At 37.1% G+C, this 22456-nt stretch carries 18 protein-coding genes; all 18 read right to left on the bottom strand.

Annotated elements, in window-relative coordinates; translation table 11 throughout:
* Nucleotides 1-5: 5 nt before the first annotated feature.
* Nucleotides 6-686, bottom strand: coding sequence for a YggS family pyridoxal phosphate-dependent enzyme (locus tag BN986_RS11215; protein WP_040979963.1), 681 nt, complete (start codon nucleotides 684-686; stop codon nucleotides 6-8).
* Between the two features lie 12 nt (nucleotides 687-698).
* Entirely contained in the window at nucleotides 699-1517 is an 819-nt protein-coding gene (gene pgeF, locus BN986_RS11210; protein ID WP_040979962.1) for a peptidoglycan editing factor PgeF, read from the bottom strand.
* Nucleotides 1518-1623: 106 nt separating this feature from the next.
* A complete protein-coding gene (locus tag BN986_RS11205; RefSeq protein ID WP_040979961.1) occupies nucleotides 1624-1884 on the bottom strand; it encodes a YlmC/YmxH family sporulation protein in 261 nt (86 codons plus the stop codon).
* A 240-nt stretch (nucleotides 1885-2124) separates the two neighbouring features.
* On the bottom strand, nucleotides 2125-2907 hold the full coding sequence (gene sigG, locus BN986_RS11200; protein ID WP_040979960.1) for an RNA polymerase sporulation sigma factor SigG: 783 nt from the start codon (nucleotides 2905-2907) through the stop codon (nucleotides 2125-2127).
* A 121-nt stretch (nucleotides 2908-3028) separates the two neighbouring features.
* Nucleotides 3029-3748: an RNA polymerase sporulation sigma factor SigE gene (gene sigE, locus BN986_RS11195; RefSeq protein WP_148417110.1), complete on the bottom strand. Its 720-nt coding sequence runs from the start codon at nucleotides 3746-3748 to the stop codon at nucleotides 3029-3031.
* Nucleotides 3749-3762: 14 nt separating this feature from the next.
* Nucleotides 3763-4683, bottom strand: coding sequence for a sigma-E processing peptidase SpoIIGA (spoIIGA, locus tag BN986_RS11190; protein ID WP_040979959.1), 921 nt, complete (start codon nucleotides 4681-4683; stop codon nucleotides 3763-3765).
* 959 nt (nucleotides 4684-5642) lie between these two features.
* Nucleotides 5643-6797: a cell division protein FtsZ gene (gene ftsZ / locus BN986_RS11185; RefSeq protein ID WP_040979957.1), complete on the bottom strand. Its 1155-nt coding sequence runs from the start codon at nucleotides 6795-6797 to the stop codon at nucleotides 5643-5645.
* A gap of 65 nt (nucleotides 6798-6862) precedes the next feature.
* Nucleotides 6863-8152, bottom strand: a complete 1290-nt coding sequence (ftsA, locus tag BN986_RS11180; protein WP_040979954.1) for a cell division protein FtsA — start codon at nucleotides 8150-8152, stop codon at nucleotides 6863-6865.
* A 196-nt stretch (nucleotides 8153-8348) separates the two neighbouring features.
* On the bottom strand, nucleotides 8349-9185 hold the full coding sequence (locus BN986_RS11175) for a cell division protein FtsQ/DivIB (RefSeq protein WP_040979952.1): 837 nt from the start codon (nucleotides 9183-9185) through the stop codon (nucleotides 8349-8351).
* 513 nt (nucleotides 9186-9698) lie between these two features.
* On the bottom strand, nucleotides 9699-10835 hold the full coding sequence (gene spoVE, locus BN986_RS11170; protein ID WP_040979949.1) for a stage V sporulation protein E: 1137 nt from the start codon (nucleotides 10833-10835) through the stop codon (nucleotides 9699-9701).
* Nucleotides 10836-10944: 109 nt separating this feature from the next.
* Complete coding sequence (murD, locus tag BN986_RS11165) at nucleotides 10945-12294, bottom strand: UDP-N-acetylmuramoyl-L-alanine--D-glutamate ligase (RefSeq protein WP_040979947.1); 1350 nt, start codon at nucleotides 12292-12294, stop codon at nucleotides 10945-10947.
* Nucleotides 12294-13277 (bottom strand): phospho-N-acetylmuramoyl-pentapeptide-transferase, encoded by a 984-nt coding sequence (gene mraY / locus BN986_RS11160; RefSeq protein WP_040979944.1) that lies wholly within the window; start codon nucleotides 13275-13277, stop codon nucleotides 12294-12296. Before mraY ends, murD begins: the two co-directional genes overlap by 1 nt.
* Before the next feature lie 177 nt (nucleotides 13278-13454).
* Entirely contained in the window at nucleotides 13455-14810 is a 1356-nt protein-coding gene (locus BN986_RS11155; protein WP_040979942.1) for a UDP-N-acetylmuramoyl-tripeptide--D-alanyl-D-alanine ligase, read from the bottom strand.
* A gap of 3 nt (nucleotides 14811-14813) precedes the next feature.
* Nucleotides 14814-16295, bottom strand: coding sequence for a UDP-N-acetylmuramoyl-L-alanyl-D-glutamate--2,6-diaminopimelate ligase (locus BN986_RS11150; RefSeq protein ID WP_040979940.1), 1482 nt, complete (start codon nucleotides 16293-16295; stop codon nucleotides 14814-14816).
* 215 nt (nucleotides 16296-16510) lie between these two features.
* Nucleotides 16511-18445 (bottom strand): stage V sporulation protein D, encoded by a 1935-nt coding sequence (locus tag BN986_RS11145; RefSeq protein ID WP_040979938.1) that lies wholly within the window; start codon nucleotides 18443-18445, stop codon nucleotides 16511-16513.
* 357 nt (nucleotides 18446-18802) lie between these two features.
* Nucleotides 18803-21076, bottom strand: a complete 2274-nt coding sequence (locus tag BN986_RS11140) for a penicillin-binding protein (RefSeq protein WP_040979936.1) — start codon at nucleotides 21074-21076, stop codon at nucleotides 18803-18805.
* Nucleotides 21077-21093: 17 nt separating this feature from the next.
* Nucleotides 21094-21468, bottom strand: coding sequence for a cell division protein FtsL (gene ftsL, locus BN986_RS11135; RefSeq protein ID WP_040980832.1), 375 nt, complete (start codon nucleotides 21466-21468; stop codon nucleotides 21094-21096).
* On the bottom strand, nucleotides 21468-22445 hold the full coding sequence (rsmH, locus tag BN986_RS11130; RefSeq protein ID WP_040979933.1) for a 16S rRNA (cytosine(1402)-N(4))-methyltransferase RsmH: 978 nt from the start codon (nucleotides 22443-22445) through the stop codon (nucleotides 21468-21470). The genes ftsL and rsmH overlap by 1 nt, the downstream gene beginning before the upstream one ends.
* Nucleotides 22446-22456 lie beyond the last annotated feature (11 nt).

Genomic DNA, 22456 nt, shown 5'->3' with positions numbered 1-22456 from the left:
TCACTTTATATTTCTTTGCCGACCAGTTTAGTACCTATCCGAATATGTGTAGCGCCTTCTTCTATAGCAACTTTATAATCGTTACTCATCCCCATAGATAGGTATTCACACGGGGCATAATCTAAATCTAACTTCTGAATATAATCCCTTAGCAAACGTAATTTTTTAAATAGTGGTCGGGTTTCTTCCGGATTATCAACATGTGGGGCCATTGTCATTAAACCAACCACACGTATATTCTCAAATACTGCCAATTCTTTTATAAAAGATTCCACATCTTCTTCCGCTAATCCATGCTTCGATTCCTCACCACTTACATTAACTTGAACAAAACAAGGAACTGTTTTTTGACTTCGTTTATTAATTTCTTTCGCCAAAGATTTTCTATCTAGTGAATGAATATAATCAACATGATGAATGATATCTTTTACTTTTCTAGATTGTAGGGATCCAATAAAATGCCAGGTAGCACTATCCTGAATCTCTTCAAATTTCGCTAAAAAACCTTCATTTCTATTTTCTCCCAGGTTAACTATCCCTGCAGAAATTGTTTCTTTTGCTCGTTCTATTGTAACATACTTCGTCACAGCGATAATATTAATATCTTCTTTATTTCTTCCAGCTTTTTCTGCAGCTTGTGCTATATCAGCTTGAATTTCAATTAGATTTTCTCTTACTGCAACCATTTATATCCTCCATTACTTCTTCTGTTTCTCAAATCCTATAAATCCTAACATTCTTCCTGTTTTTCCATTATCGCGCCGATGAGAAAAAAATAGCTTTTCATCTTGTAATGTACAATATTTTGTTATCTCTATATTATGACGAAAGACTCCAGATTGTACAAGGATATCGACATTAAGTTCTTTTAAATCAATAAGATATTGATTGGGCGATATTTCTTCCGTAAATTTGAGTTTTTGTTTAGCAGTCAGATGTGATATGACGACATCGTCAACAACATAATTCTCTTTGGAAATACACGGACCTATCACAACTTTCAGATCTTCTAAAGATGCACCGGCTTTTTTTAATTCTTGTACCATTTCCCAGGCAATCTGTCCAACTGTTCCTTTCCAGCCTGCGTGGGCAATACCTGCTATTCTTGTAGTTGGATCGGCAAAAAATAAGGGAACACAATCTGCGAAAAAAGCCGTAGCAAGGATAGAATCGACCTCATTAACAATCAATCCATCAACGTTGGAAATGCTGGAATCATAGGAAATACTACCTTTTCCAGCATCTTCTGTACCTGCAGGATGCACTTTTGTTCCATGTACTTGTTCACCACAAATCCAACGATGCAACGGTATATTCAATTCATCACTTAAAATACGTCGATTTTCTAACACCTTTTTCTCATCATCTGCTACATGGAGCCCCATATTTAATGTTTCATAAGCTCCTTCACTTACACCTCCATTTTTTGTTGTAAAGCCTGCAATCAGACCTGGAATTGCCTCTTCTAATGAAGTTAAGTGGAGTCTTGTCTCACTTTTAAGCTGAAATGGCTCCATGTCTTTTCCCTCTTTTCGTTTTCTAATAATTTTAAAATTCATCAAACATTTGCTTTTACATATCATTTTGTGTCTTATTTTAACACATAATATCGATAATTTCTCCTTAATCTTCTGTATAGAGATCGGGTCCTTTTACTTTTTCCACTAAAATAACGTCTTCCCCGATCCGTACAATTTTCTCCCAAGCGATAAAAAGCTCTCCCGCTTTAGCAAACATGCCCGATTTTTTACCTTTTGCTTCAGCAATGATAGCTATGATTCTTCCTGTTCTCCCGTCAATCTCTAAATCAATGATATGTCCCAGTCTAGTTCCATCGTCCATCACAATGAGTTCTTTTATTTGTAATTCAGATAGCTTCACCATGCCAACTCCCTCCTCTTCTTATCCTATGCATTGGTACATGCTTTTTTTCATGGAAAATAAAAAAGAAAAGGTGTGTTAATTCATACAAAAAGCCCTGCCAATAGAGGCAGGGCTTTTTATTCCACTGTAATCATGTTTAAAGAATTCAGGGAATTACGTTCGACGGATACATTGTCCTCGTACATGAATTAGTCACACGACTGACCGATCTTAGGCAATGAAGATACAGCGTTTTTTTACTTATTCAAACATTTGCTTATTCATTTGATGGATAGCACCTTTTTCCAGTCTGGACACTTGAGCTTGAGATATGCCGATCTCATCAGCCACTTCCATCTGTGTTTTCCCTTGAAAAAAGCGTTTATTTAATATCATCTTTTCTCTTGAATTTAATCTGTGCATTCCTTCTTTTAGCGATAGCTTATCTACCCAAGATGAATCTTTATCTTTATCATCACTTAGCTGATCCATCACAAAAATCGGATCACCGCCATCATTGTAAATTGGCTCAAAAAGAGAAACTGGATCTTGAATGGCATCCAGTGCAAAAACAATATCAGCTTGCTCTACTCCCATCTCCTTTGCGATTTCTGCTGGAGATGGATCTTTAGATGTTTTACTGATTAATTGTTCTCTGACCTGCAGGGCTCGATAAGCAATATCACGTAAAGACCTGGATACGCGGATTGGATTATTATCCCGTAAGTACCTTCTAATCTCACCAATGATCATTGGAACAGCATAGGTGGAAAAACGCACATTATGAGATAAATCAAAATTATCGATTGATTTCATTAAACCAATACAACCGACTTGAAATAAATCATCGACATATTCACCCCGGTTATTAAAACGCTGAATAACACTAAGAACAAGGCGTAAATTGCCGTTTACTAATTCTTCCCGGGCAATCATATCGTTTTCTTGTTGCACCCGGATAAATAATTTTTTCATTTCATCGTTTTTAAGTACTGGAAGTTTTGATGTATCAACCCCGCATATTTCAACTTTATGTCTTGCCATTCCCGAAAACCTCCCCAATCTTAGATGCTGTTCAAGGACAGTATCTCCCCGGGAAAAGTTTTTATGCAGGAAAATCCTGTAAAATAAGAAGTCATATGCGGAGAATGATTGATATAGCAAGTTAAACCATTTTATTAAATTCTTTTTTTAATCGACGTATAATTTTCTTCTCTAATCGGGAAATATAAGACTGGGAAATTCCAAGCATATCTGCTACATCTTTCTGTGTTTTTTCATCATCACCTACTAAACCAAAACGTAGCTCCATAATTTGTTTTTCGCGTGCATTTAATTTTCCTAACGCTGATTTTAACAATGATTTATCCACATTTGATTCAATATTTTTTGTAATAATATCTTCTTCTGTTCCCAACACATCAGATAGTAAAAGCTCATTCCCATCCCAATCAATATTCAATGGTTCATCAAAGGAAACCTCTGTCTTTAATTTATTCGTCCTGCGCAGATACATTAAAATTTCATTTTCAATACAACGGGATGCATAGGTCGCCAGTTTAATCTTTTTTTCTGGATTAAACGTATTTACAGCTTTGATCAATCCTATTGTACCAATACTAATCAAGTCTTCAATATTAATTCCTGTGTTTTCAAATTTTCTGGCAATATAAACAACTAATCTCAGATTTCTTTCAATTAACATTGACCTCGCAGCCTTATCTCCTTTAGGCAGTTTTTTTAGCAATTCTTGTTCTTCCTGCTTTGTTAAAGGAGGTGGCAATGCCTCACTTCCACCAATATAATAGATTTCTTTTGGCTTAATTCCAATCTTTCTGAGAAATTGATACCAACGTAATTTAAATTTAAATTTCCAAATAGCCACTTGAGCACTCTCCTTTATGCAGATTGTATGATCGATTGCTTAATAATAAGGGGATGCAGCAAGCAATGATATTGCCCGTCCCTTTCCAGTTCTCCAAATTGAATACCAATTAATACATTCGCTGTTTGTAGAACCTCATTATTATAAAAAATAGTCAATTCCTCAGCCCGGATTGCCAGCATAAAAGAATGCGCTCCATCAACCCCTTGATACGGAATCAAATGTAGTTTATCCTCCCACTTCTTCGGCAGCTGACTGAAATCTAAATGCTCCTTCACTCTTTGTAATTCTTTCCATTCTTCATCATCAAACCACTGCTGTAAAAACGGTTGATCACAAATTACAACAGGTTGTTTGGTCATCGGATCGACAAGCTGGTTTCCACTGTCAACATAACCAATGGATTCAAAAGACTCACGATGGATTGTCAATACTACCTTATACATTTCGTCATATTTCACCTGCTCTCCAACATGCTCGTCCATACGCCGTTTTGTAAAATACCAAATAATTGGGAAGCAAGTAATCACAAAGATCCAGCTGACCGGGTCACCATACCCTTGATTAAAAGTAATGATCCCATCCAATGTGACGCTCACCGGACGCTGCAGGAAAAAGTGTATTGCCATTAACCCTCCGCCAATTGCAAAGGATACAAAATAAAAAAGCAATGACAACTTTATAAAGCGATACAGACTCTTAAAACCAAAAGTACTAAAAATAATGAAAAAAGAATAAACCAGCTTTCCAATAACATGATTGAAAAACGAATTTGGATACAAAATAGTCAGTGGAACAATACAAGAAGCAACAAATGCTCCAAGGAACAAGCGAGTTCTTTTCACTGGTTTTCGAGCAAGTATCTGTACGAGCATCAGCAACATTAAATCTACCAAAAAATTTAATGCCCAAATTACGTCTAAGTAAATAGACAATCCGTGCTGCACCCCCTAAATTGTTGCTGCTAATCAGAAGGTGTCATTACCTTCCGCATGCTTTGTTACCTATGATTTTCATAGAAATGAAGTAATATATGATGAAAAGTATAGACAATTGAAAGAGAAAAGTCTGTCAATTCTTGTGTGCAAAATTAAGCTAATTAACACTTATTCTTAGAAATAATGTCTAATCATTTTGGAGTGATATACAGGAGGGAAAAACATGGATGAAATTGCAGTTATTAAATCAGCTATCGCACCTAAGAATAAGCATATATATCTTGCAGTTTCAGGATTATCAAGTTCTTCTTTATTGTGCTTGCTTTTTAGTTAAATCAGCATTTTTTGAACGAATGATAGTGCATAGCTCCGCTCCGGCCAACCATTCCTCTTTCCGACGTACAGGACGTACAAGTGCAGACGTTGCAACAGGACGTTGTGGTTTTAGTCTGCCATGGGGACGGCTTCAGCTAACTTGAAAAGAAAACCGCTTTTCAAGTGGATCTTCAGCTCGCCTGCGATGCACAAATGTTTTCGATGGGACGAGTAATCGCAGTCCCATCGAAAACATTTGTACGTCGGAAAGCAAAACGGTCCGCCGCAGCATATCAGCGGTGCTTTACACTTCACCTTCTATTCTTTGGCAAGGGAGTTATTAATGGAACGACCAAATCCTGTTTTTATGGAAATGAAGTTTCGTTTTAATGTGTGAAAGTTGAGTTATTAAATTAAAATTAATTCTCTTTTTTTTGAGGCGGGAGTTTTACGGGCGATTCTCGGCGATAAAACAAAAATTTTCATGTTAAGCCGTTGTTCGCGCTTCCGTTAACTGAGGAATTCTTATCAAAAAAAACACTGTGTCAGAAGAGCCTTGATATGCTCTTCTGACACAGTGTTTTTTCTTATACGTATCATAGATAACCGTCTGTAAAACTGCCATTAATGGAAGTTTCGTTTTATCGATTACGATTACGGTTTCTTAGGAAAGTTGGAATATCTAATTCATCTTCTTCAGGACGAGGTTTTGAAGGTGATGGATTTGATGCTTCTCTTTCCCTGACAGGAGTTGATTCACTTGTTTGTTTCGTAGCTGCCTGTTGTGTCTGCCCTACATTTGGACGTTGTTGTTTTTGACGCGTATCTGCCTTTGGTTGTGCATTCTCATCAAAACCTGTAGCAATCACTGTCACAACAATTTCATCATTGAGGTTTTCATTAATAACGGAACCGAAGATAACATTTACTTCCTGATCCGCTGCAGATGTAACTAAGTCAGCCGCTTCTTGCACTTCATAAAGACTTAGGTTTGTTCCACCGGTGATATTCATTAAAATACCATGTGCACCATCAATTGATGTCTCTAATAATGGAGAAGAGATCGCTTTTTTGGCAGCTTCTGTTGCTCTTGTTTCTCCAGTAGCGATACCAATACCCATTAAAGCAGAGCCCTTATCATACATAATTGTTTTTACGTCAGCAAAGTCAACGTTAATAAGTCCCGGTTTAGCAATTAAATCAGATATGCCTTGTACACCTTGACGAAGTACATTATCTGCTTCGCGGAACGCTTCAAGCATCGGTGTATTTTTATCAACAATTTCTAGTAGACGATCATTTGGAATAACAATTAATGTATCCACGCTTCCTTTTAATGTATCAATACCAGAAATTGCTTGTGTTGATCTTCTTCTACCTTCAAAAGAAAATGGACGGGTAACGACACCAACAGTCAATGCGCCTAAATCTTTAGCTACCTGTGCAATAACTGGAGCTGCACCAGTACCTGTACCGCCGCCCATTCCAGCAGTAACAAAAACCATATCAGCACCTTTTAATACTTCTTCTAATTGCTCTTTACTTTCTTCTGCTGCTTTTTTCCCTACTTCTGGGTTAGCGCCAGCTCCAAGACCGCGGGTTAATTTCCCGCCGATTTGTATCTTGGATTCAGCCATTGAAAGATTCAAAGCTTGAGAATCTGTATTTACTGCGATAAATTCGACACCTTCTACGCCATGCTCAATCATACGGTTAACTGCATTGTTACCGCCGCCGCCAACTCCAATAACTTTTATTGTTGCTAATTCTTCCATGTTTGTATCAAATTCTAACATATTATGGTTTCCTCCTAGTCTACTAATTACGAACAATTCCTCATATAAACTTCTACAGGCAGAAATTAATCAAAGAAATATTTGAATAGGTTAGCAAATCCTGATTCTTTCTTCTTGCCTTTTTTCTTTTCTTTCTTCTCAATTGCAGGTCTGGATTGTTTAACTGGCCGCTGTTCCACATCTTCACCTTCTAAAGCTACAGCAGGATACAACTCTTTCCCTTGTATTTTCGCATTACGATAGGCAAATTGTAAAATACCAACCCCTGATGTGAATTGAGCTTCTCTAACACCAATGTAATCCGGGACAGCAACTCGCACATTGGAATAAAATAAATCTTGTGCTAATTCTAAACTCCCAGGCATTGCTATGGTGCCTCCTGTTAATACAAAACCACCAGGCAGTTCCTGATAGCCCATTTTTCGAATTTCTCTATCAATATAAGTGTATATTTCTTCTAATCTAGCTTCAATCATATCAGCTAATTGAAGTTGATTAAATACTTGTTTTTGATTACTTCCAATTGTTGTTACTTCAAACGTTTCTTCCTCGGAAGCATCATTGTAAAATGCATATCCATGTTTTAATTTAATTTGTTCAGCTTCTTCTGTAGAAATACGTAGACCAATTGATAAATCTTTCGTTATATTGTCTCCACCTAAATTAATAACGCTTGTTGCAGCTAAATGATCGTTTTCAAATATAGAAACTGTTGTACATCCGCCACCAATATCAATAAGGACCGATCCCATATTCATCTCATCCTTCGATAAGGCAACTGTTCCCGCAGCTAGCGGCTGAAGACAAATATCAGAGACTTCTAAATTAGCACGTTCTACACATTTTAAAATATTATGCAGAATCGTTTTCGAGCACGTGATAATCGTTCCTTCCATCTCCAAACGTACACCGATCATTCCTCTGGGATCGGTAATTTCATCCAATCCATCCACAATAAATTGTTTTGGAATAACATCGATAATCTCTCGTTCTGGAGGAATAGAAATTACTTGAGCACCATCAATTACTCTTGTTACATCTTCATCATTTATTTCTCGATTCTCACTTTGTACAGCTACGACGCCATGACAAGGCTGAAGTTGGATATGGGAGCCATTTATCCCCACTACAACTCGGTGAATTTCCATCCCTACCATTCTTTCAGCTTGTTCAACTGCACTCCTAATAGAATGAACAGTTTGATCGATATCAACGATAGCACCCTTCTTCATTCCGTTTGACGCTGCAGTACCTACTCCAATAATATTTAAAGAGTCTTGTTGTACTTCTCCAATAATCACTTTTATCGTATTTGTCCCAATATCAAGACTAACTAATATTTCACTGTTGTTCAAAAAAGAGCACCTCCCCGTAAAAATATGCTTTTGATATTTTTACTGCCACGTTATCCTTTGTATAGTGTTTAATTCTAAAAGAAAATGAATAAAAAATAAACATATTTATGCTTATTTTTTCATATAGTCTATTTCTATAAAAATCGACAATATACCATTCGTAAAAAAAGGATGATATATGACTTTATTCTACAAATTATTCATTTCCTGTTTCTTCATTTTCTTCATTAATTTCCTCATTGAGTTCTTCTATTTCGTCTTCAATATCTACTTCTTCCGTTTCATCTTTTTGAAAAGACTCAAAATAGACGCCAACCCCAATATGAATGATACCACTATCTCCCTCTTCAAGCTGTGTTACAATGGAAGGATAATAATCCAATTTATCTAACATTTGATCTGCACTGCCTTCTACGAGAAAACCATCACTCATATACAATCTAATAAGCAGTTTGTCCTCATCTTCTTCTGATTCTTTTCGTTCAATCTCAGAAATCATATTAAAAATACTCGGGCGAACATCATTCATTGCTGTTGCCAGTTCTGTTAATTGATCTTCATTAAAGCCTGTTATTAATGGAGCATTACTGATAGAACCTTGTCCATTTTGTTGGATGACTTGACCATCTGCAAGAACCGGGTAAAATTCCCTGCCATCTTGAACATAGCCCAAAATAGGTTGCTCTTCTACTTCAATTACAACTGTACTGGGGAAACTCCGGCTAATAGATGCTTGCTCAATGACAGGATCTTCTTCAATTTCTGTTGCAGCAGAGGATCCATTCATAGACCAAATGTTGTTTCCTTCTGTTAAGCCTGACTCATCTATTATGTACTCATCCGTTAAGAATACATTACCGTTTACCTCAATCGACCTTATTTCACTCCATGGAGATTGCAAGTAAACAATAATAGCAATGAGCAAGAAAAATACAGATAGATAAAATATTAATCGCCTGTTCGCTTTTTTCTTTCTAGCTTGCTTCAATTTTGGAATTCGATCCTCAATAGAAACGATATTTTTATCACTCATCTCCATTTCTTCCTTTGTCCATTATTTTAAAAGGGGACATAACTTCATAAGTTTATTCCCTTGTATTTACAAAAAGTATATCATAAATTAAGGTGATACACGTAATTGACTTCTATTGTTTCTAAAGTTTTTTCTATTTTTTAAAGATCATTCCAATAATAAGTTACATTAAATATATATAATCAGTGTCAAAAACTTAATTTGCTCGTCCTCTATTAGCAGAACGTTGTGTTGACTTCCACGCATTCCAACTGTTTTCTTTCTTCAGAACGAGTAAACGTAATCAAACTGCTATGACGAACGAGCTTTCACGTGTTATAATGAATTTTATGTTATTCACACAACATAAAATTCATTAGTAAAAGCTCGTTTGCTTTGTATCATTTTGTTTGGACTTGTTAAACATCCTCTTATACACATTTTATGATGTTTACAGTATCGTGATGGTAACTTATTAGACAAGTAGCCAATTCAAGTTGTACAGGCAGAATATTTTGGAAAAAATATGGAGCATTAAATAATTGGTTTTGTACTTTTTTCCATACTTTTAGCATGTCTGCTAATACTTAATAAAATTCCTGCTGCACATAATGTTAAAGTTAACGAGGACCCTCCGTAACTCAGGAAAGGCAATGTAATCCCGGTTACTGGTATTAAACCGATAACTACACTAATATTAATCATTGCTTGTAATGCTAACATGCTAGCTATTCCTATTGCTAATAATCTACTAAATAAATCTGGTGCTTCAATAGCAATTTTGATCCCTCTCCATAATAGCAGAAAAAACAATAGAATAGTTGTACAACCTCCAATTAATCCTAATTCTTCTCCAATTATCGAAAAAATAAAATCCGTCTGTGGCTCAGGAAGATAAAAATATTTTTGTAAACTATTTCCTAAACCTAATCCCATGAGTCCCCCTGGTCCAATAGCGTAGAGGGATTGAATAATTTGAAAACCATGGCCTAAAGGGTCTTCCCATGGATTGAGAAAAGCTAAAATTCGGTTAATCCGATAAGGAGCTGAAGCAATTAATCCAATAAAACCGATGATACCAATACCAGCCAGTCCAAAAAAATGAGAAAGCTTGGCACCTGCTACAAAAAGCAGAATCATGCATGTTAGTACAAGTACCATCCCCGTACCTAAATCAGGCTGCAGCATAATAAGACCAAAGGCCGTAAAAATCAAAAGTAAACATGGAAAGAATCCTTTTTTAAACGAAGTAATATATTTTTGATGGTCAGATAATATAGATGATAGAAAAATAATTAACCCTAATTTCATAAATTCAGATGGTTGAATACTAAATGCGCCAATACCAATCCAACTTTGTGCACCGCCACGAATCATTCCAATTCCTGGTATCAACACAAACAGAAGCAAAATGAAACAAGAAAACAATAAAATCTTTGCATACTTTTTCCATATATAATATGGGAAATAGGAGATAATTATCATTCCAACAAAGCCAATTCCTGCAAATAAAAGTTGTCTTTTTAAATAATAAAATGAATCATTGAACTTATATTCCGACCAGATGTAAGAAGAGCTATAAACCATCAGCATACCAATACATAAAAGGATGACAATTATTCCAAATAATACTTTATCAAGTTTATTCTTATTTTGAGTGAATTTATACAAAAATACCCCTTCTTTCCATGAGATAAACTTTGGAAATAGGGGCATTTGAAATCTGCTATATGATTACCCGGCTTGTCCGAGTTTGTTTACTATTTTTTGTTCAAGCCCCTTAGTTCATTGTATGAACAGCTTGAACAAATATGTCTCCTCTTTCTTCAAACGTTTTATACTGATCCCAGCTCGCACATGCTGGAGAAAGCAATAAGATATCACCAGCATCTGTTAATGAAAAACCAATTTTTGCAGCATCATCCACACCACTGGCATGTTCGATCACCTGAATACCGGCTTCTTTTCCAGTACGCTCTAACTTGGGAGCAGTTTCTCCAAATACGACCATTGCTTTTACATTTTGTAAATGTGGAATCAGCTCGTCAAATTCATTCCCACGATCTAAACCTCCCGCGAGAAGAACAATGTTTTTTTTAAAGGAATCTAATGCTTTTTGCGTAGCTAATGTATTGGTTGCTTTAGAATCATTATAAACATAACGTCCTTCAAGCATTCCAACAAACTCCAAACGATGTTTGACACCAGAAAACGTTTTTAATACATGCTGTATCCCTTCGTTTGTTGCTCCATTTAATTTTGCTGCCGCAACAGACGCCAGGATATTCTCTAAATTATGCTTCCCAACTAAGACGATATCTTCCAAACGTACAATTGCTTCATCGAAAAAGTATACATGTGTATCATCTATCCAAGCACCTTCTTGATACAAATTTTTTGTTGCTGAAAAGGGTATTTTTTTTGCTTTTGTATTCATTACCTTTTCTTGAAGTGTTGGATCGTCCACATTATATACAAGATAATCGTCTGCATGTTGATTTTTAAATATATTACATTTGGCATTTACATAGCTCTCTAAATCACCATGATAATCCAAATGGGCTTCATAGATATTTAACAGGACTGCTGTAGATGGTCGAAATGTATCGATTCCTTGTAATTGAAAAGAAGATAACTCGATAACCATCCTTTCATCTGTTTGCATCGTCTGCGCTACTTCTGTTGCTGCAATTCCAATATTACCTGCCAGCTTTACGTTACAACCACTCTGGTTTAACATTTCCGTAACCAAAGTTGTTGTTGTTGTTTTCCCATTTGAACCAGTAATTCCGATAATTGGCTGTTGTGTTAAGTAGGATACGAGCTCCACCTCTGTGATTACTGGAATGTTTTGTGTTAATGCTTCAGCAACAATCGGATGATCGTAGCGGATTCCCGGGTTTTTAACAACTACCTCTATTCCTTCTAAAACACTTAACGGGTGGGAGCCAAGTACGAGATGCGCTCCCTTTTTCTGGAGTTCTAAAACAGCAGCATCATCATATTTTGCCGCTGCATCATTGACAATTACATTTTTGCCGTTTTCTAAAAGGACCTTCGCAGCTGCTGTACCACTTCGAGCCAATCCTAAAACAAGCACTTTTTCGGAGAATTGTTTCCAAGCCTTCATTAGATACCCACCTCAATATAAATAGCAAGAATCGCAAATAGCAGGCCAACAGACCAAAATGTCGTAACGACTCTCCATTCTGACCATCCAACTAATTCATAGTGATGATGCAAAGGACTCATTTTGAAAATACGTTTTCCTGTTGTTTTAAAGGAAATAACCTGGATAATAACAGACAATGTTTCAATAACAAATACACCGCCGATGATTACTAATAAAATTTCAAGCTTCAGGAGTATCGCTATCGCCGCAATTGCCCCTCCTAATGCCAATGATCCTGTATCACCCATAAATACTTTAGCAGGATGCGCATTAAAAACTAAAAATCCGAGTAAAGCACCGACCACTGCCAAAGCAAAAACAGTTACCATATCGTTAGGCACACCATACCATGCAATAATTGCAAAAGCGCCGAATGCAATCGCTGCTGTACCAGCTAATAATCCATCTAATCCGTCAGTCAGGTTAACCGCATTAGAGGCTCCTACTAGCATGACAATGATAAGAATCGCATAGAACCAGCCAATATCAAATTCTGCGGCTGTTCCCGGAATGGCAATCGCAGACGAGAAATCCTCCTGTCCGCGTAAAACAAAATAAAATACAAGTGCAATAATAATTTGTCCAATTAATTTCTGCATCGATGTTAGACCTAAGTTTCGTTTCATCGCAACCTTAATATAGTCATCCAAAAAGCCTAATAAACCATAACCAAATAATACAAAAAGTAATAACCATAGCTCATAATTAATTCCACCGCCAACTCTGCTTCCCATAATAAGCGATGTGATCATAATACTGAATACAATCATGATTCCGCCCATCGTTGGCGTTCCTGTTTTCTTTTGATGCGATTCAGGGCCTTCTTCTCTAATACTTTGTCCAAACTTTAATCGTCTTAAAAAAGGGATAAAAATTGGAGATAGAAGAACTGTTATAAGAAACGCTACTGCGATTGTAATTAATAAACCTGTAATATTCATTTTCTCTCCACCTCATTTGTAACCTTCTATAGAATGGTTTAAAAAGCACGATAGAATCAGCGCAATTCCATGGGTTTTGTGGAGTTAACAAATCATCTCTAAATCCCAATATACCGCACTGATTCTGTCTCTTGCTAATTTAAACATACCTATAAGATCTCTTTTTGAACATCCTCTTTAACATAATTGTTCTAAGAATGTTTCAAACTCCATTCCTCTTGATGCCTTTAACAGGATAAGATTTTCTGGTTGTAGATAGTTTTCTACATGATGAATCAGTTCAAGCTTATCCTCTAAATGTACAGCAATCAGCCCAGGAACTTTTCTTTTTAACTCATCATGTATGTACTGTGAATGATTACCATACGTATACACAGCTGTAATTTCTGAATTAATGACCTCTACAATACTTCGATGAAATTCTTCCGCAAAATCTCCAAGCTCTAGAATATCCCCCAAAACGAGAATTTTATGCCGGTATCCTCTCATTTCTTCAACTACTTGTATGGATGCTTTCATAGATGCCGGAGAAGCATTATAAGCATCATTAATAACCGTTATACCATTTTTACCAACATGCTTTTCAAAACGCATCTTGGTCATTTCTAATTGTCCGAATGCATCTTTGATTGTTTCAGGATCAATTCCCATTTCATACGCCAGTTGAATAACATAAGCAGCGTTTTTCGCGTGATGTTTTCCTAATAGTGGAATTTGGTAAGTTTTTCCCTTTATCTCAAAGGTGGTTACGGTATCCTTTACTGCTATATTCTGAACAACAACATCATTGTATTCCGCGAAGCCAACGCGTTTTTTAGAAACTGGTACCGAAGCATTGATTAACAGAGGTTCATCTCCGTCAATAATCAAGGTCCCCTCCGGCTTTATTCCGGAAACAATCTCTAATTTTGCCTTGGCAATCCCTTCTTTAGAACCCAGATTTTCAATATGCTGACCATCAATATTTGTAATAATCGCCTTATCAGGTTCACCAATATTACTTAATCGTTCTATTTCTCCAAAATGATTCATGCCCATTTCGAGAATAAGTACTTCTGTTTCGCGGTCCATTGATAAAATGGTTAACGGAAGCCCGATATGGTTGTTAAAATTCCCTTTTGTAGCATGTGTTTTAAACGTTGTCTGTAAAACAGCTTTCGTTAAGTCTTTGGTAGTAGTCTTTCCATTTGATCCAGTAATACCAATAACAGTTGGATTTATTTCTTTCCGATAGGCAGATGCCAGCTCCTGTAAAGCCTTTACGGTATCTTCCACAAATAAAACGAGAAGGGAATCAAGAAGATTTTGCGGGAGCGGCTTTTCTTTTTGCCAAAAGGTCGCCACTGCTCCATTTTCCACCGCTCCGTCAATAAATTGATGCCCATCAAACCGTTCGCCAGCCACAGGTATATAAATTCCACAATGAGAATGAACACGGCTGTCATGGATTACTTCATGAATTTCCAGATCAGCAGATACATTCCCTTGATGGTGGGGAAATAAGTTCATTAATTGCGACGCAGTAAATAACATCTTTTACTCCCCTTTCTCTTTAATTGCTTCCCGGGCAATTTGACGATCATCAAAATCATATTTCGTTTGACCAATAATTTGATAGGTTTCATGTCCTTTACCTGCAATTAAAATAATATCATCTGTTTGCGCGAGCTTTACTGCATGTTTTATTGCCTCTGTCCGGTCCGCAATTACTTCAAAAGTTGCTTCCTCTTCGGTTAAATGACCTGTCATATCCTCTAAGATTTGTACCGGGTCTTCTGTACGTGGATTGTCAGATGTAAATAATGCATGGTCAGCATATTTCATAGCAACATCTGCCATTAATGGACGTTTGGTACGGTCTCTATCTCCTCCGCAACCAACGACAACATACACTTTACGCTTTGCAAATTCACGGCTCGTTTGAAGTACATTTTCTAAAGAATCAGGTGTATGCGCGAAATCTACAATCACGGAGTAATCCTGCCCTTCATTAATTGGTTCAAACCGGCCATCTACTCCTTTCGTATTCTCAAGGGCTTCTTTAATCACATCTAATCCTACATTAGATGCAATTGCAGCACTGCTTGCCGCAAGCATATTATACACATTAAACATGCCGATTAAATTCGTTTTAATATGGGTCGTGCCAATCGGAGTCACCAAATTAAATGCTACACCCGCTGGAGATAACATAATATTTTTTGCCATAATGTCAGCTTCCTGTTTGCAACTGTAGGTAAGTACTTGTTGTGCAGTACTTCGTTTTAATAAATCGCTTGAAGCATCATCTTCATTAATAATAGCGTATTTTTTCTTACCTGGACGATAATCATTTCCCAAACCAGCAAATAGCATACTCTTCGCTCTTAAATAGTCGTCCATATCTTTATGGTAGTCAAGATGGTCTTGCGATAAATTTGTAAAAATGCCAATATCATAATCACAGCCAAAAACTCTTCCCATGTCTAAAGCATGCGAAGAAACTTCCATAATAACTTGATCCGCCTCTTTTTCCTGCATTTGATGAAAGATGCGGTTTAACTCTAATGCATCAGGTGTCGTATTAACTACTGGAAATGTTTCGTTCCCAATTTTCACTTGAATACTGCCGATGACACCAGATTTTTTACCTTGTTTTTCAAAAATGGTATCTAATAAATAAGTTGTTGTCGTTTTTCCGTTTGTTCCGGTAACACCGATTAACGGAAATTGAGTTGTTGGATAATCATAATATGCGGCCGAGAGCATCGCCAGGGCACGCCCTGTATCTTTCACCCGAATAAGCGGAAGATCTCCTTTGACGTTAACTTCCTTGGAAACAACTGCGGCGGCAGCTCCTTTGTCTATCGCTTGCTGAAGAAAATCATGACCGTCTACGGTATAACCTTCAATACACACAAATAAGCTCCCTGCTTTTACTTTTCTGGAGTCCATTTCTACATTTACAACATTAATATCCTCTATGGAATCTGTTGTTTGATAGAATCCTATTCCATCTAATAGTTCTTTAAGTCTCATTTTTACACCCTATTTCTATTCTTTTCCTTTTAATTTATTCTTAACTAACCTCAAGTTTAAGAGGGTTGTCATTAAAGTTCTGTTTAGGCAAAAATATATAAACAGATGAGTTTTGAAACATTTCAATTTAATCAATGTTATACGTTACATTGATTAAATTGAAATGCATTACAAAATAAATATAACAAAATCTATTATAGCAAATATTTATAGATTTAACGATTATTTTTATGACCTAAAATCAAACGAATAGTACTTCCAGATTCTAACATTGTTCCCGCACTTGGAGATTGATCAATAATTTCATCCCCTTCGCCGTTTACTTCGATAGAAAGGTCTAAAGGGTATTCTGCAAGTTTATCTGTACTTTCTCCTATAAAATCTGGCACTTCAATTTTAGGCTGGTCTGGCCAAGCGTATTCTTTTTCTAAACCATCGGTACGCGGCTCTACGTCCATCGCCCTTAAACTATCATCAATAATCGTCCCAACAACAGGCGCAGCAACTACCCCACCAAATTGAATGGTATCTTTCGGATTATCGACAGCCAGATAAACAACAATTTCCGGGTCATCCGCCGGTGCAAAGCCAATAAACGATACAATATAATTATTTTCTAAATAACCACCACTCGGGCCTACTTTTTGTGCAGTTCCCGTTTTTCCGCCGACACGATAACCATCAACATAAGCAGGTCTTCCTGTCCCTTGTGCGACAACTGTTTCTAAAGTTTCACGTATGGTTTCTGAAGTTTCTTGAGAGATTACTTGTTCTTTTAAATTAGGTTCATAGCTTTCCACCACTTCTTCTGTTACAGGATCAACCCATTCTTTCGCAATCATTGGTTCATATAAATAACCACCATTTACCGCCGCCGCAACCGCCATCACTTGCTGAATCGGTGTCACGGAAACACCTTGTCCAAAGGATGTAGTCGCTAGTTCCACTGGCCCTACATTTTCTGGTTCAAAAAGAATCCCATTTCCTTCTCCTTGTAAATCAATTCCTGTTTTCTTTCCAAAACCAAAGGCATCAATATAAGAAAACAATTTTTCGGTTCCAAGCATTTGTCCTAGATTGACAAATCCTGGGTTACAAGAATTTTGAACAACTTCTAGATAGGATTGATCTCCATGTCCTCCACGTTTCCAACAATGAATTGTGGCACCACCAACTTTAATATCACCATCATCATAAAATCGATCTTTTTCCAAATCAACGACGCCTTCTTCTAAAGCAGCAGCTAACGTAATTATCTTAAATGTTGACCCCGGCTCATACGTGCTCCAAATAGGTAAATTTCTACCAAATATAGATGCATCCACATCCTGATAATTTTCCGGATTAAAATTAGGACGACTAGACATCCCCAATACTCCGCCTGTTTTAGGATCAACTGCAATTGCTGTTGCCCCATCTGGATTATATTCAGCTACAATTTGATCTAGCTCTCTTTCCATAATCGTTTGTACTTTGTTATTAATCGTTGTTTTTAAATCCAAACCATCTTTTGGAGATTTATATTCGTCTGCAAGCTGTTCTAACCGTCCGCCTTTTGCATCAGAAAAAAATGATAAACTTCCATTTTCCCCTTTCAATTTATCATCATAGTATAATTCAAGTCCCATTAATCCTTGGTTATCAATCCCTGTAAAACCAAGCACGTGTGATAAAGCACTATTATTTGGATAGTGACGCTTGGAATCTTTCGCTAAATAAACACCGTCCAAATCTAATTCTCTAATTGCTTGTTCTTGCTCATTATTTACTTTTATCCCCTCAGGGCGTACCATCACGCTTAATGAATTTTGTGTAACTAATTCCAACATTCTATCTTCTGGCACATCAAGAATCTCACCCAGCTGTTTTGCTGTATTTTCAGGTTCTTTGATTTGCCGCGGCATCAGTAATACCGTAGGAGCTGTTACATTCTCTGCAAGAATTTCCCCTTCCGAATCAAGAATATAACCTCTTTCTGCTGCAAATGTTATATCTCTTGTCCATAAATCATTTGCACTGTCTGATAAATCATCGCTCAACACAAGTTGAACATAGGCCAGTCTTGCAATAATAACAAGGAAAATAAGAATCGCAAATAAAAAAACTGTAACGATTCGTTTTTTTATAATAATGGTGGATGCGCGTTTCATGAAAGAACTCCTTTCATTCTGCTTTGTATCCACTATATGAATTTAAAAAATAGAATAGAACAAGCTATCTTTTATAGCTTGTTCTACCGCAAAATGTCAGTCTTTTATACTTTACAGGTTTTACCACTGGTGTTCTTGCCAAGGAGATGTCCGCTTCGGGAAGTCGCTTTCCGCGGGCAACGCCTCAGTCTCCTCGAAAGAAGATCACTTTCTACTCAGGTCTACCTGTTGCTTTTCACGCAGGAGTCGACTTCCCTCCGCTCCCATCTTTGAAGAAATATGTTTCATTTGCTTTCTTTCTTAAAGTATAAAAAAGAACTTGTTGAAAAGGTAATTGCCTTTTCAACAAGCTCTTTTTTATTCATCTTCTGTTTCTTCGTCCGCTTCTTCTGTACTCTCTTCGTTATTTTCTTCTTCTGTTTCTTCATTGTCTTCATCGCCGCTATCATCCGATGATTCACCAGAAGGAATCTCTAATTCAAAACCTAAATAGTCCCCTTCTTGGATTGGTTTCCCAACTTCAATACTTTGTGAGGTGACATAGCCATTACCAAATCTTTCTGTCTGCAAATCCAGCATATCCGCAAAGCTCATTACTTCTCTTAATGACCATCCTGTTAAATCAGGCATGGTTGGTTCATCTGTAAGTAATAGAACTTTCTCATTTGGTAATATTCTTTCTCCTGCTTCCACATTGCTTGAAACAATGTTTTCTCCTTCTCCAATGACAATTGGCTGAATTCCTCTTTCTTCTAAATCGGACTGTATACTTTCTGTAGATTCATCAACGACTTCTGGAAATTCAACCTCTTCAATCTGGTTAGATTCATTTTCATCTGTCTCCACATCTAAATAATGCAGACTGTTTTCTACCACGTTATTAAAAATGAATGCCAGAGGCGCAGAACCTGATTCCGTATCTTCCAATTCTGGTTGCTGAATAGATACGTAAACCATTAATTCAGGATCATCCATCGGAGCCATTCCTAAAAATGAAAATACATAGTTATCTCTTCCCGTTAAGTAACCGCCGCCTTCAGGATCTGGCATTTGTGCCGTTCCTGTCTTGCCGCCTACTATATAATCATCCAATTTATACGGTGCACCAGTTCCATCTTCATCATTTACTACCGATGCCAGTAATTCTTTCATTTCCTCTGCTGTTTCTGGTGAAATTGGTTGACCAGTGTATTCAGGTTCTGTTTCTTCCATCACATTTCCTGTTGTAGAATCGACAATTTTATCCACCACATAAGGCTTTACCATTTGCCCATCATTTACAACAGCTGAAGCAGCTCTCATTTGCTGTATCGGAGTAACAGTAGTACCTTGTCCAAAGGCAGTCCTTAATTTTTCTGACGGCCAGTTATATTGAATATGTCCAATAGATTCATCAGGAAGATCAATTCCAGTCGGTTCTTCAAAGCCAAAATCCTGAATATATTCATAGAATTCATCTGCACCAATATCTTCCCAGAGTAATTTAGAAGCAGCTACGTTAGAAGAACGCATAAATCCTTCATCATAGGAAATAGTACCCCAGCCTTCTCCCTGGTTATGGTCTCTGATTTCTTCAATTCTTTCGTTAGGTTGGTATGTTCCCGATTCAAAAGTCTCTTCTCCATTATAGATACCTTCTTCAATTGCTGCTGCCCATGTGAAAATTTTAAATGTAGACCCCGGTTCAAAAGGAGAGGAAATCGGATCATTATACCAATTCTCTACATTTTCAGGGCTGTTAGGGTTAAAGCTTGGACGTGTACTCATTGCCACAATCTCCCCCGTTTTCGGATCCATTATAATCGCATTCATCTTCGTAGGATTATATTGTTCATCCACTTGCGTCATTAAATCTTCTAACAAGGTCTGAATTTTTTGATCAAGTGTTAAATAAACAAGATCCCCATCTTCGGGCTCTTGAATAATTTCATCAGGATCTAACAATTTCTTATTATAGCGATCACGCTGATAAGAAATAGAGCCGTCTTTTCCACCAAGCACCTCATTCATAACATGTTCCATCCCTGTTACACCGGTAATACTATGTTCAATGCCATCCTCTGTTTCTTCTTCCACCTCACGAGCAAAGCCAATAATATGTGAAGCAAACATTCCATTTGGGTAATAACGCATTGGCTCTTCATCAAAGTAAATGCCTGGAATTCCTGATTCTTCTATTGCTTCTTTTTCCTGCTGAGACAATTGACGCCCAAGCTGTCCAAATTCAACCTGAAATCTCTCAGATTGAACCGCATCATCTAATATGCTTTTTATTTCGCTCTTATCCTCATCTAAAATAGATGCGAGTGTTTCCGCTGTTTCTTCCGTATTTGAAACATGCAGGTCTTCCGGTGAATTTTCGGAGTATGCTTCATCTAAAATAGCGTACATTCGAAATGCTGGACGATCATATGCTAACACCATGCCATTCTTATCCATGATTTGTCCTCGCTCTGCATTCATCTTATAAGAAGCTGTCCGCTGTTGCTCCGCCCACTCATTCAACGAAACACCACTAACTTCACCTGTTGATTGTATATACATAAACCTGCCTGCAATTACAAGGAATAAAGCAACGAAAACTAGCATATAAATGCTAGCCATTACATTTGCCATCTTATTTTTTTTCATGTTTAAGAAACCCCTTGCTAGTTGTTAACCGTTTCTGCTTGTTTCACTTCCGAATTTTGGATTTTCAAACCATTTTTCTCTGCAATATCGATAATTCTTTCTGGACGTGACAACTCCTCCTTCTCAAAATGCAAGTTTTCATTCACGGTTTTTTGATTGTTGATATTGTCTTCTAATTGCTGCATTTCACGATTTAAGGAATCTGTTCCAGACGCAAAAGATACCATTCCAATTCCAAATGCTAATACAGCAGCGCTAGTAACGGAGTAAATAATTTTTTCGCCTTTCGTAATCCAAGGTGTTTTCTTTACCTTTTTGACGACTGTTTTCGTTTCTTCTTGAGGATTATACTGGGGATTTACTTGCCATTTTCTAGCCTGGTTTTCACTCATCATTTTTTCCACCCTTCTTCATAACGGAAATCATTATTCCATTCATTTATTTTTTCAACGATCCGTAACTTAGCTGAACGCGATCGTCTATTTTCATCCAGTTCACTGTCCTGAGCTATAATTGGTTTTCGGCTTATTAATTTAAATGGAGCCTGGTGCGTTTCCGGAACAATTGGAAGATTCCTGGGGACAGGCTTATCTGTACTCCATGTTTTAAAAGCCTGCTTACAAAGACGATCCTCTAATGAATGGAATGTAATTACAGCAATTCTTCCATTTACACCTGTCAATTTAGCCGCCTGATGAAGTGCCTGATTAAACACTTCCAACTCATCATTTACTGCAATCCGTATCGCTTGAAAAATACGTTTCGCCGGATGACCGCCTTTTCTTCTGGCAGGTGCGGGTATCGCATCTTTTATAATTTCTACCAGTTCTCCTGTAGTTCCAATTGGTTTTTCCTCTCTGGCTTTTTCAATTTTCCGGGCAATTCCTTTGGAAAATTTCTCCTCACCATACCGAAAAAAAATAGATACTAACTGTTCATAAGACCATTCATTTACTACTTCGTAAGCCGTGAGAACTTGAGATTGATTCATACGCATATCCAGTTTGGCATCCTGATGATAGCTGAAGCCTCTATCTGCTTGATCTAACTGCGGAGAAGATACTCCCAGATCAAAGAGAAAGCCATCCACTTGAGTTATACCAAATTCAGATAGGTTTTCTTCCAATCCTTGAAAATTGGAGTGTATAAATGTAATTCTATCTTGATATGCATGTAGACGTTCCTTAGCAGCTTCTAAAGCTTGTGTATCTTGATCAAAAGCAAATAGCCTGCCATTTTCATTCAGTCTGGAGGCAATTTCCAGAGAATGGCCCCCACCGCCGACTGTACAATCTACATAGATTCCATTTGGTTTTATTTCTAACCCTTTTATTGTTTCTTCTTTTAAAACACTGTAATGTTCAAACATTTAAGCCACCA

Origin of the sequence: Oceanobacillus jeddahensis (assembly GCF_000750635.1) — a bacterium.
GTDB classification, from domain to species: domain Bacteria; phylum Bacillota; class Bacilli; order Bacillales; family Amphibacillaceae; genus Oceanobacillus; species Oceanobacillus jeddahense.
Note: the sequence above shows the minus strand (reverse complement) of the source record. Positions and strands in the feature narration are given on the sequence as shown.

Coding starts and splice junctions, on each gene's coding strand:
- BN986_RS11215 (WP_040979963.1), bottom strand. CDS start 686: ATGGTTGCAGTAAGAGAAAATCTAATTGAAATTCAAGCTGATATAGCA.
- pgeF (WP_040979962.1), bottom strand. CDS start 1,517: ATGGAGCCATTTCAGCTTAAAAGTGAGACAAGACTCCACTTAACTTCA.
- BN986_RS11205 (WP_040979961.1), bottom strand. CDS start 1,884: ATGGTGAAGCTATCTGAATTACAAATAAAAGAACTCATTGTGATGGAC.
- sigG (WP_040979960.1), bottom strand. CDS start 2,907: ATGGCAAGACATAAAGTTGAAATATGCGGGGTTGATACATCAAAACTT.
- ftsZ (WP_040979957.1), bottom strand. CDS start 6,797: ATGTTAGAATTTGATACAAACATGGAAGAATTAGCAACAATAAAAGTT.
- BN986_RS11175 (WP_040979952.1), bottom strand. CDS start 9,185: ATGAGTGATAAAAATATCGTTTCTATTGAGGATCGAATTCCAAAATTG.
- murD (WP_040979947.1), bottom strand. CDS start 12,294: ATGAAGGCTTGGAAACAATTCTCCGAAAAAGTGCTTGTTTTAGGATTG.
- mraY (WP_040979944.1), bottom strand. CDS start 13,277: ATGAATATTACAGGTTTATTAATTACAATCGCAGTAGCGTTTCTTATA.
- BN986_RS11155 (WP_040979942.1), bottom strand. CDS start 14,810: ATGTTATTTACTGCGTCGCAATTAATGAACTTATTTCCCCACCATCAA.
- BN986_RS11150 (WP_040979940.1), bottom strand. CDS start 16,295: ATGAGACTTAAAGAACTATTAGATGGAATAGGATTCTATCAAACAACA.
- BN986_RS11145 (WP_040979938.1), bottom strand. CDS start 18,445: ATGAAACGCGCATCCACCATTATTATAAAAAAACGAATCGTTACAGTT.
- BN986_RS11140 (WP_040979936.1), bottom strand. CDS start 21,076: ATGAAAAAAAATAAGATGGCAAATGTAATGGCTAGCATTTATATGCTA.
- ftsL (WP_040980832.1), bottom strand. CDS start 21,468: ATGAGTGAAAACCAGGCTAGAAAATGGCAAGTAAATCCCCAGTATAAT.
- rsmH (WP_040979933.1), bottom strand. CDS start 22,445: ATGTTTGAACATTACAGTGTTTTAAAAGAAGAAACAATAAAAGGGTTA.